The organism is Pedobacter sp., assembly GCF_045628745.1.
Taxonomy (GTDB): domain Bacteria; phylum Bacteroidota; class Bacteroidia; order Sphingobacteriales; family Sphingobacteriaceae; genus Pedobacter.
Map to the genome: position 1 here is coordinate 1 of NZ_JAZQPU010000484.1, position 2,938 is coordinate 2,938.

The 2,938-nt window shown below is 39.1% G+C and carries 4 protein-coding genes; 2 read left to right on the plus strand and 2 right to left on the minus strand.

Annotated features, from left to right (window positions below; genetic code table 11):
* Both ACR2F7_RS17780 and ACR2F7_RS17785 read left to right on the plus strand, forming a co-directional pair.
* On the plus strand, window positions 1–791 hold a 791-nt coding region (locus ACR2F7_RS17780), incomplete at its 5' end, for a helix-turn-helix domain-containing protein (RefSeq protein WP_432714879.1).
* Window positions 792–869: 78 nt separating this feature from the next.
* Window positions 870–1,706 (plus strand): SDR family NAD(P)-dependent oxidoreductase, encoded by an 837-nt coding sequence (locus ACR2F7_RS17785; protein WP_432714880.1) that lies wholly within the window; start codon window positions 870–872, stop codon window positions 1,704–1,706.
* Window positions 1,707–2,330: 624 nt separating this feature from the next.
* Here ACR2F7_RS17785 and ACR2F7_RS17790 read toward each other — a convergent pair.
* Window positions 2,331–2,558, minus strand: coding sequence for an AraC family ligand binding domain-containing protein (locus tag ACR2F7_RS17790; protein WP_432714882.1), 228 nt, complete (start codon window positions 2,556–2,558; stop codon window positions 2,331–2,333).
* A gap of 32 nt (window positions 2,559–2,590) precedes the next feature.
* Window positions 2,591–2,734, minus strand: coding sequence for a hypothetical protein (locus ACR2F7_RS17795; protein ID WP_432714881.1), 144 nt, complete (start codon window positions 2,732–2,734; stop codon window positions 2,591–2,593).
* Between the last annotated feature and the right edge of the window lie 204 nt (window positions 2,735–2,938).

A 2,938-nucleotide genomic window follows, 5' to 3' on the forward strand; every position in this document is an offset into this window, starting at 1 on the left:
TAAACTCCTCATCTACAACTCCTACTTTTATCCGCAGAGATTTTTTCAAGATCATGTTATTCCAGGGTGACAACGTATTCCATTATGGAGATAGGAGCATTGAAGTGACAGGTAATACATTGCTTTTTTTCAATCCACACGTCCTTTATACATATGATAAGCTCGCACTAGGTACAAAAGGTTATTTCTGCATTTTTAGGGACGGTTTTTTCAAAGAAAGTTTACGCATCAATCTGAACGATCTCCCGTTATTCTCTGCCGCAAAGCACCCCGTATTCAGTTTAACAGAAGCTCAAAACCTGGAGGTTGAAGGGATTTTTGAAAAGATCAGCGAAGAACTGACCACAGATTATGTATATAAATTTGAACTGGTGAAAAATTATGTGAGTGAGCTGATCTATCTTGCGATTAAATTACAGCCATCGGAAAAAGTTGTACGCCATAAAAATGCCGGATCCAGAATCACCTCAGTCTTTTCAGAACTCCTAGAACGTCAGTTCCCTATTGAGACTACATTTCAGCGGTTTGAGTTACGCTCGCCAAAGGATATTGCAGACAAACTTTCCATACACGTTAATCACCTTAACCGGGCAATCAAGAAAACAACTGGCCGCACTACTAGCGATCATATTTTCGAACGTCTTATTACCGAAGCTAAAGCATTACTTAGGTACACAGACTGGAATATAGCAGAAATCAGTTATGTTTTGGGATTTGAGGATCAGGCCCATTTCAACAATTTTTTCAAAAAACAGGTGAAAATCAGTCCCTCCACTTTCCGGCAGGTTTGAATTTGACAACTATTGGTTTGATATCAACAAAGCGCAAACTGAGCTGAAGGTTACTTTTGTATCAAAAAAACAAATATCATGAATGATACAAAAGTTTGGTACATCACAGGAGCATCAAAGGGTATGGGACTGGCCATCGCCACACGGTTACTTTCAAAAGGTCATAAAGTTGCTGCAACATCAAGATCGGTTTCAGGGTTTGATCAATTGGCTGCCTTTGAAGGACTTTTTCTGCCATTGGAAGTCGATTTGAAAAGTACATCATCCATTGCGGAATCAATAAAAAGAACGGTTGATAAATTTGGCCGGATTGATGTCATTGTCAACAATGCAGGTTATGGCCTGGGTGGGGCACTTGAAGAATTAACTTCTGAAGAAATTTCTGAGAATTTCGAAGTAAATTTTTTCGCAGTTGTGAGGGTGGTTCAACAGGCACTTCCCTATCTTCGCGCGCAGCGTTCAGGCCATATCCTCAACATTTCTTCCATTGCTGGTTTTGCACCGGGTGTTGGCTGGTCTATGTACTGCGCCGCCAAGTTTGCAGTAAGTGGTTTAACAGAGTCTCTGGCTAATGATCTTAAACCAATGGGTATAAATGTCACCAATATTTTACCTGGCTGGTTCAGAACAAATTTTGCTAAAGCTGATTCTATAGCTTACAATAAAAACCAGATTGAGGATTACGCTTACCTCCGCGAAGCTCATGAAAAGATGAACAGTATGGACGGTACTCAATTGGGTGACCCTTATAAAATAGCAGATGCATTTATAGAATTAGTAAATAGCGAAAATCCGGCTGTAAACCTATTTCTAGGAAGTGATGCATTTAACCGTGCAAAAAATAAAATAGCAGAACTGAATATCCAAATGGATTCCTGGAAAGAAGTTTCCTGTTCCACCGATTTTGGCAGCTAAATCACAGTATCAATGAATGGGCTAATAAAATAGCCCGTTCATTGATAAATGACCCCATACGCGATTATCTAAAGGCGAAAATGCTTTCTAAGGGGCAGAGTTACCGAAATGGGAATTCGTCACATTGCTAATGGTCTAGCTCAAAAAAGTCGATTACTTTTTTAGGGACATTTAAATCACCTGACTTTTTACCCAATATTCTAAGAAATTGTGCTAAAGGCTGGGGGATAATATAATCTACGTTGTTAAATGATTGAAATTTATTTTTGCGTTTTGTGGCTTTAACGTGAAGCCATTCCTTTTTTCTATTTTCCCTTATTTGAGAGGTTAGAAATTTTTCAAGAGTGTTCGTGTGGTTGAGGTTAATTGGTTGTATAAGGCACTAAATACTGTATATTAGACCGTATGTACCTGAAAAACAATAATCCGTAAGATATTGACTTACAAGCTACTTAGTATTTCCATTGTACCCCCAAACTTACTGAAATCGAACCAGTTTATAGAACAATTACCTATAACTAATTCAAACCAATAAGTTAATGAATCTCATTTATTTTCGCATGCAGAAACGTTTTTCAGACTTATACAAATCATGTGGCCGCTGATAATAAATTTCTGGCTAGCCTATTTTGGATAGACGTCATCGTTAACCGGTTCCAGCCACTCTGGCTTTCCGGCAGTTATGGCAATATGGCCAAACCAACTGTCTTTTGTTGCACCATGCCAATGTTTTACGCCATCATGGGTAACGATCACGTCGCCGGCTTTTAGGGCTTGAGCCGGGTTTCCTTCCTCCTGATACCATCCTTCACCACCGGTTACCAATAATATTTGAAATCCATCACGATGAATATGCCAGTTGTTTCTGCATCCTGGTTCGAAGGTTACATTGCAACGCTTACATTTATTGTAGGGTCAGCAACCAATCCCTTAAGATAACTCTGTCCTATAAAATATTGAGCATAGGCATCGTTTTTCTCGCCTAATGGAAAGATGATGCCATTCTTTACTTCTTCATGTTTTGCCATTTTAGGTTCCTCCTTTACGGTTACGTTTTACAAATTGAATGAAGCGCTTAATCCGGAAATGAAATGCCTGTAAGTTCTTTGCATTGGGTTAAAAATATTTCTTGTAACTGCACATCATCAGCTTCAGGGTTAGAACGTACCTCTTTTTGGTGGTAGAAAATGCGACCACTTACTTTCGCCCTTTCATCATTACTTACCGCTAAC

What these genes read in the sequence shown, in the direction of transcription:
- ACR2F7_RS17795 (WP_432714881.1), bottom strand. Translation starts at nt 2,734, where the DNA reads ATGGCAAAACATGAAGAAGTAAAGAATGGCATCATCTTTCCATTAGGC.
- ACR2F7_RS17785 (WP_432714880.1), top strand. Translation starts at nt 870, where the DNA reads ATGAATGATACAAAAGTTTGGTACATCACAGGAGCATCAAAGGGTATG.